The sequence below is a fragment of the Ureibacillus suwonensis genome (genome assembly GCF_042655065.1).
GTDB lineage: Bacteria > Bacillota > Bacilli > Bacillales_A > Planococcaceae > Ureibacillus > Ureibacillus suwonensis.
Genome location: NZ_JBHSNQ010000149.1, coordinates 1 through 6209, shown reverse-complemented (window position 1 = coordinate 6209; position 6209 = coordinate 1). Strand labels below are relative to the sequence as shown.

Sequence of the window (6209 nt, the reverse complement as noted above, 5' to 3'; positions counted from 1 at the left end):
GGGTTGGAAAGTCTTGAAGCTCGTTATGAAAACTTGCGTCAATTATCTTAATTGAACCGCCGTATACGGAACCGTACGTACGGTGGTGTGAGAGGACGGGAGTTAATCGCTCCCTCCTACTCGATCTGTTTCTATCCAGTATTATTTGTAGTTCCCATTTTTCATTCACCATGGCTTTTCAATTGTTGCTTTTCTATGGCTGAACGAAACGGACAGACTGAACAGTTTCCACAATCATAGGTTTTTCATTAGAAACCTGTTTGATCTGTATGTATTTTTCATATGCTATAAATTGAAAATCAAGAACAGCCCATGAAATTTTATTTTGAAATTTCATGGGCTGTTTATATTTTTGAAGATGGTTTTGTCCCATTCTTTTTGGATATATGATACCGCTACCTCTTTTATTTTTCTTACGTTCCGGTCCTCCGATTATTTCCAGTTTTTATGCAAGAACGATTTTGTGCGTTCATGTTGAGGTTGTAGGAAGAATTGTTCCGGTTCATTTTCTTCGATAATTTCACCGCCATCCATAAATATGACGCGATTTGCCACTTCCCGTGCAAAGCCCATCTCATGGGTGACAACAATCATTGTCATATGTTCCTCCGCCAAATCTTTCATGACCTTCAATACTTCCCCTGTCAGTTCCGGGTCAAGGGCCGAAGTCGGCTCATCAAAAAGCAGGATCTGCGGGTTTAACATCAGTGCCCGGGCGATGGCAACACGCTGTTTTTGACCGCCGGAAAGATTGCTTGGATAGGCATCCGCTTTATCGGATAAACCAACTTTCTGCAGCAAGTCGATACAACGTTTTTCGATTTCCGCCATGGACTCCGTTTTTCGAAGTTTCGGCGCCAACATCAGATTTTCTTTCACCGTCAAATGGGGGAACAAGTTAAAATGTTGAAACACCATGCCCATTTTTCCGGTTATTTTTCGGATTTCTGCCAGTTTTGCATATTGGCCGTTTTTCACTAAAAAGTCTCCGTCGATACAAATACTTCCGTCATCGATTTCTTCCAAATGAATCAAGCTCCGCAACAACGTGCTTTTTCCTGATCCGGATGGCCCGATGATCGCGACCACTTCCTTTTTATCCACGGAAAATGTGATGGATTTTAACACTTCCTGATTTCCAAAGGATTTTTTTAAGTTTGATACTTCAATCAACGCCATGATTTTCACCTCTATTCGTATTTATATCGACGTTCCAGCCATTTAAAGAATACGGTCAATACGAGCGTCATCGCCAAGTAGATGAGCCCGGCAATAAAGTAAGGGACAATGGTGAATTCCCGGTTCACCGCTGTTTGGGCAAAGTGCAAGAGTTCCGGCACCGCAACGGCGTAAAGCAAAGCCGTATCTTTAATGAGCGTAATGGATTCATTGGCGACTGCCGGCAGTGCGACACGGAACATTTGGGGCAGAATGACGCGCGTTGTCGTTTGCCATTTTGTCAAGCCAAGCACTTTCGCCGCTTCATATTGTCCTTTATCGATGGATAGTAGTCCCCCACGGAAGATTTCTGCAAAATAAGCGGCATAGTTTAATACAAATCCAATACATGCCGCAACGAATCGGTCAAAGACTAAATATTCCCCTATCACCGGAATCATCGGCAGGCCAAAGCAGATTAACAGCAATTGTAAAAGAAGGGGAGTGCCGCGCATAACCGTAATATAGAGTTGGGCAAGCCAGGAGAGGGGCTTAAAGCGGCTGCGCACAGCCAGAGTGAGCAAAAAGCCCAATGGAATTGATATGAGTATGGCGATGAAGAAGAGCAAAACGGTCATTTGAGCTCCTTCCAACATCGGCCAAATAATCCTGTTCCAATAATCAACCATGATGTTTCCTCCCAAAAAATAAGAGTTCCATATCCTATGGAAACTCTTATCGAAATATTGGACCTCTTATTCTATCATAACATTATTTTAATACTCTATCTTCACCGAACCATTTTTCGGAAATTTCAGCGGCAGTGCCATCTTCATTCATTTCATCCAAAGCGGCTTGCAATTTTTCAAGCAATGCTTCGTTTCCTTTTTTCACACCTACACCATATTGTTCTGGAGCAAGTTCTTCATCCAAGATTTTGAATGTATCCGGTTCTTGTGTCATGTAATATTCAATGACGACTTTGTCAATTACAACCGCATCCACACGGCCATTTTTCAAATCTTGTAATGCAAGCACATTGTCTTTATATTCGTTCAGTTTCACTTCTTTGCTGATTGGATGTTCATTTAATGCATCCAAGGCGGAGGATAATGCTTGTACCCCCACTTGTTTGCCGGCAAGTTCATCGATTTTCTTGATAGGGGAATCAGCCAAAGTTACAACCACTTGGGCGTTTTCCAAATAAGGTTTTGTGAACAAGACTTTTTCTTTACGTTCATCAGTAATTGTGTAACCGTTCCAAATCAAGTCGATGCGGCCGCTGGATAATTCGCTTTCTTTTGTTGACCAATCGATTGGTTGGAATTCCACTTCCACACCCATTTTTTCAGCTGCGGCACGGGCCATGTCGATATCAAAACCGACGATTTCATTATTTTCATCACGGAATCCCATTGGTGCAAAATGGTCATCAATACCGATGATCAATTTTTCTTTATCCGCTGGTTCTTCTTTTGATCCATTCTTTTCATCATCTGAAGCTGAACCACATGCAGCTAAAACCATTACTGTCATTGCCATTAGGAATAATAAAGTGAATATACGCTTCATATCATACTCTCCTTGATATTAGTAATCTAACGATTTAGTAAACTAAAGTGCATTAGCAAAAAAAATGCAACACGAACGTTCGTGTTAAAAACTAATACAAAACTTCAGTTTTTTTATAATACCTTCGTCTTATATAGTAACCGCCATTGGGAACTATGTCTAGCCAAAAAATTTGACATTCTAACAAAAATGGATTAGTTTAAATTTTCTAACAATGAGTTTCCAAAAACATGTAGCAATAAGTACAATAATAACTGACCGATAAGTCTTATGCAGGAACAATTGGAATTTTGAAGATGGATGAAAAGAAGGGAGAAAGGGATGAAATTATGATTGAAGCCATTCGGGTGACAACGGAAGAGGAATTGGAAAAAGCCTTTGCCATTCGCAAGGAAGTGTTTGTGGAAGAGCAGGGGGTCCCGGAGGAAAATGAAATCGATGAGTATGATTCTTTGGAAGCACCATGCGACCATCTTCTGATTCTGGTCGATCAGAAACCGGTTGGGGCAGGAAGAATACGGTTTACCAATGGTTTTGGGAAATTGGAAAGAATTTGTGTGTTGAAACCTTATCGCAAACTGGGGATTGGCAAGGTGATTGTGCAAGAATTGGAAAAGATTGCGAAAGAAAAAGGATATTCAAAGGTAAAACTCCATTCACAAACACATGCAAACGCATTTTATGAACAGCTGGGGTATCAGATTCAATCTGATGTGTTTTATGAAGAAGGGATTCCCCATAATTTGATGGTGAAAACCCTCAAGGGATGAATATTGATTCTAAAAAAGAAAATTTATGTATTGACCGGGAATTGAACGGTTCATTAAAATAAATGAAAAATATTCTGAAAAGTGATATTGTCATATCCATCTTATTGATTCCATCTATTAATCTGGCATGGATTTCATAAATATTCATTAATGGGAGGTTTGAATGGAGCACAATCCGAAAGAGATTGCCCAAATCGCCATTCAAAAAGGGGAAGAAAAGGCGGAAATGCCCTTTTTCCAAATGTTCATTTTAGGGTTTTTGGGAGGGGCATTTATCTCCATCGGTTATCTTGCCTATGTACGTATTACTGGTACGATGCCCGAGGAATGGGGCAGTTTTGTAAACTTCATGGGGGCAAGCGTCTTCCCGATTGGCCTGGTGTTAATTTTGCTTGCCGGCGGAGAATTGGTGACTGGAAATATGATGGCCGTTGCCATGGCCTGTTTTGCCAAACGTATAAAACTGACAAAACTGGTCCGCAATTGGTTTTGGATTACGATTTTCAATTTTTTTGGCGCTTTATTTGTCGCTTATTTTTTCGGACATGTTGCCGGTCTGACGGAAGGGGACTTTTTGGAGAAAACGGTTGGCGCAGCCAATGGAAAGGTGAGCGCCAGTTTTGTGGAAGCTTTTGTATCAGCCATCGGGTGCAACTGGCTTGTCGCGTTGGCTGTCTGGTTGTGCTATGGCACGTCTTCCTTTTCCGGGAAAATTTTGTCCATATGGTTTCCGATTATGACGTTCGTATTGATCGGTTTTCAACATGTCGTGGCAAATATGTTTATCATCCCTGCCGCCATCTTTGCCGGAGAAATGACGTGGGGGCAATATGTTTCCAACTTTGTTCCGGTATTTTTAGGAAATGCGGTGGGAGGAGCAATATTTGTAAGCATGTTTTATTATTTGGCTTATCTAAAAAAGTAAGCAGCCTCCATCTTTTGTGCCATCGAATGAACAATCATTCATTTGACGGAAGGAATGCTTTTTTTGGCATTTGAGAATAATGTTGTTGAGGTGAAGAATCGATGGCACAATGTCCTCTTTGCAATTCATTGGATGAAATCGAGGTATATTGCCCAAATTGCCAAAAGCGATTGGAAGATTCGGGGAAAGTATCGGATTATCTTGATCCTTATGGTCACTACAATGATGAAGAAACGGTGAAGATGGGGGATGGATATCCAAATACGGCTAAAGAACAAATCTGTCCCCATTTGATGGTTTGTCCGGAATGCGGTTATGATGAAGTGCGCTTCATCCAGGAAATCTAAAGTGTGGTTTTTGCTCATTCAAAACTTTTTCATGGGCAAATGGGGGTGTTGACATGTTTCTGAAACAAAGTTTTGCTGAAACAAGCGTAGGGGATGTAAAACTTTTTGAAGGGAAAAATGCATTTTCAAAAGTTCATTTAAACGTATATTCCTTTTATCAGGATGGGGTGCTCATTGACTGTGGTGCCCATTCCATGAAAAAAGAATTCCTCAAATTTTTTGACCGCCTGTCCATAGACCGTGTGGTGATTACGCATGCCCATGAGGATCATGACGGATGCGCAAAATATTTAAGCGATAAAGGTTTGCCGGTTTATCTTCATCCAATGTCCGTGGAAAAAAGCAGGAAAAGGGCGGATTATAAATTATACCGAAAATTTTTCTGGGGGATTCGGCCGCCGTATCATGCCCTTCCCCACGAAGAAACATTTGAGTCCCGCAACTATCAATGGCGCGTCATAGAGACTCCCGGCCATGCGTGTGACCACGTATCATTCTTGAATGAGTCCACGGGCCAGCTCTTTTCAGGCGACTTATTCGTGACACCCAGAACAAAATTGATTTTGAGGGAAGAAAGCATCCCGCAAATCATTCGATCCATTGAAAACATTTTGCAGCTGGATTTTGGGGAAATGTTCTGTTGCCATGCAGGATATATAAAGGATGGAAAAAAGGCGTTTCAACAAAAACTGGAGTATTTATATGAATTGACGGATAAAGTGCAGACCTTATCAAAGCAGGGATTTTCCATCGATGAAATTCATCGGCAATTATTTCCTAGAAAATATCAAATATCAACGGTTTCCGGAGGCGAGTGGCATTCAAAGCATATTATCACATCGATCTTGTCCAGTTAAAAATTAATAGTATGTTCGGATGAAAAGAAAGTCACCATAAAAAAGATGGTGGCTTTTTCAAATTTTGAAACTTATAGGCCGGGCCGTTCGTATGTATGAGAAAAGAAATTATTGGAAAGCAGGGATGAACATGAAACAAAGTGGTTGCATCAAGTGCGGAAGCAGAAATGCGGGTACAAAGGAAGTGGCCATGACGGGCACAGGGTTGTCCAAAATGTTTGATATCCAACATAATCAATTTGTCGTAGTGTATTGCAAAAACTGCGGATACTCTGAATTTTATAACAAACAATCCTCCACCGCCTCCAATATATTGGACCTATTTTTTGGAGGATAAAAGCGGGGGTAAAATGGATGGAAAAAAACGGTCTGTCCATCGGTTCCTCGGCTGCTGAAATGAATATCCATGGGCACTACAATAAGTAAGGAAACATTTTTTAACAAGTTGTTCGGCAAAAAAAAAGGGCTTGTCTAAAAAGTCCATAAAAACAGAGCGAATGGAGAAAACAATGAGTTTTTCCATTCGCTCTGTTTCCTTATTTTTGAAATTGGTTTGGGAATTTGCGGCCCATTTCAGTAT

General features: G+C 40.9%; 8 protein-coding genes. 5 read left to right on the top strand and 3 right to left on the bottom strand.

Translation table 11 applies throughout. The features are described 5' to 3' along the window. Positions 1-432 precede the first annotated feature (432 nt). The 3 genes from ACFPOH_RS11580 to ACFPOH_RS11570 form a co-directional block, all read right to left on the bottom strand. Positions 433-1179 carry an amino acid ABC transporter ATP-binding protein gene (locus ACFPOH_RS11580; RefSeq protein WP_342581610.1) on the bottom strand — a complete coding sequence of 249 codons (747 nt, stop codon included), beginning with the start codon at positions 1177-1179 and terminating at the stop codon, positions 433-435. An 11-nt stretch (positions 1180-1190) separates the two neighbouring features. Next, positions 1191-1847, bottom strand: coding sequence for an amino acid ABC transporter permease (locus tag ACFPOH_RS11575; RefSeq protein WP_342469031.1), 657 nt, complete (start codon positions 1845-1847; stop codon positions 1191-1193). Positions 1848-1929: 82 nt separating this feature from the next. Next, positions 1930-2730: an amino acid ABC transporter substrate-binding protein gene (locus ACFPOH_RS11570; protein ID WP_342469032.1), complete on the bottom strand. Its 801-nt coding sequence runs from the start codon at positions 2728-2730 to the stop codon at positions 1930-1932. Positions 2731-3026: 296 nt separating this feature from the next. Between ACFPOH_RS11570 and ACFPOH_RS11565 the strand changes: the two genes are divergently transcribed. The 5 genes from ACFPOH_RS11565 to ACFPOH_RS11545 all read left to right on the top strand — a co-directional run bounded on the left by ACFPOH_RS11565 (position 3027) and on the right by ACFPOH_RS11545 (position 5966). Further along, positions 3027-3500, top strand: coding sequence for a GNAT family N-acetyltransferase (locus ACFPOH_RS11565; protein ID WP_390309769.1), 474 nt, complete (start codon positions 3027-3029; stop codon positions 3498-3500). Between the two features lie 163 nt (positions 3501-3663). After that, entirely contained in the window at positions 3664-4425 is a 762-nt protein-coding gene (locus ACFPOH_RS11560) for a formate/nitrite transporter family protein (RefSeq protein ID WP_390309767.1), read from the top strand. Between the two features lie 101 nt (positions 4426-4526). Continuing rightward, the gene (locus ACFPOH_RS11555) at positions 4527-4772 is read left to right on the top strand and encodes a hypothetical protein (RefSeq protein WP_342469034.1); all 246 of its coding nucleotides are present in this window, start codon (positions 4527-4529) and stop codon (positions 4770-4772) included. A 53-nt stretch (positions 4773-4825) separates the two neighbouring features. Next, entirely contained in the window at positions 4826-5629 is an 804-nt protein-coding gene (locus tag ACFPOH_RS11550) for an MBL fold metallo-hydrolase (RefSeq protein WP_342469035.1), read from the top strand. Positions 5630-5759: 130 nt separating this feature from the next. Continuing rightward, positions 5760-5966, top strand: coding sequence for a zinc ribbon domain-containing protein (locus ACFPOH_RS11545; RefSeq protein ID WP_342469036.1), 207 nt, complete (start codon positions 5760-5762; stop codon positions 5964-5966). Positions 5967-6209 lie beyond the last annotated feature (243 nt).

Coding starts and splice junctions, on each gene's coding strand:
- ACFPOH_RS11580 (WP_342581610.1), bottom strand. CDS start 1,179: ATGGCGTTGATTGAAGTATCAAACTTAAAAAAATCCTTTGGAAATCAG.
- ACFPOH_RS11575 (WP_342469031.1), bottom strand. CDS start 1,847: ATGGTTGATTATTGGAACAGGATTATTTGGCCGATGTTGGAAGGAGCT.
- ACFPOH_RS11570 (WP_342469032.1), bottom strand. CDS start 2,730: ATGAAGCGTATATTCACTTTATTATTCCTAATGGCAATGACAGTAATG.
- ACFPOH_RS11565 (WP_390309769.1), top strand. CDS start 3,027: ATGGATGAAAAGAAGGGAGAAAGGGATGAAATTATGATTGAAGCCATT.
- ACFPOH_RS11560 (WP_390309767.1), top strand. CDS start 3,664: ATGGAGCACAATCCGAAAGAGATTGCCCAAATCGCCATTCAAAAAGGG.
- ACFPOH_RS11555 (WP_342469034.1), top strand. CDS start 4,527: ATGGCACAATGTCCTCTTTGCAATTCATTGGATGAAATCGAGGTATAT.
- ACFPOH_RS11550 (WP_342469035.1), top strand. CDS start 4,826: ATGTTTCTGAAACAAAGTTTTGCTGAAACAAGCGTAGGGGATGTAAAA.
- ACFPOH_RS11545 (WP_342469036.1), top strand. CDS start 5,760: ATGAAACAAAGTGGTTGCATCAAGTGCGGAAGCAGAAATGCGGGTACA.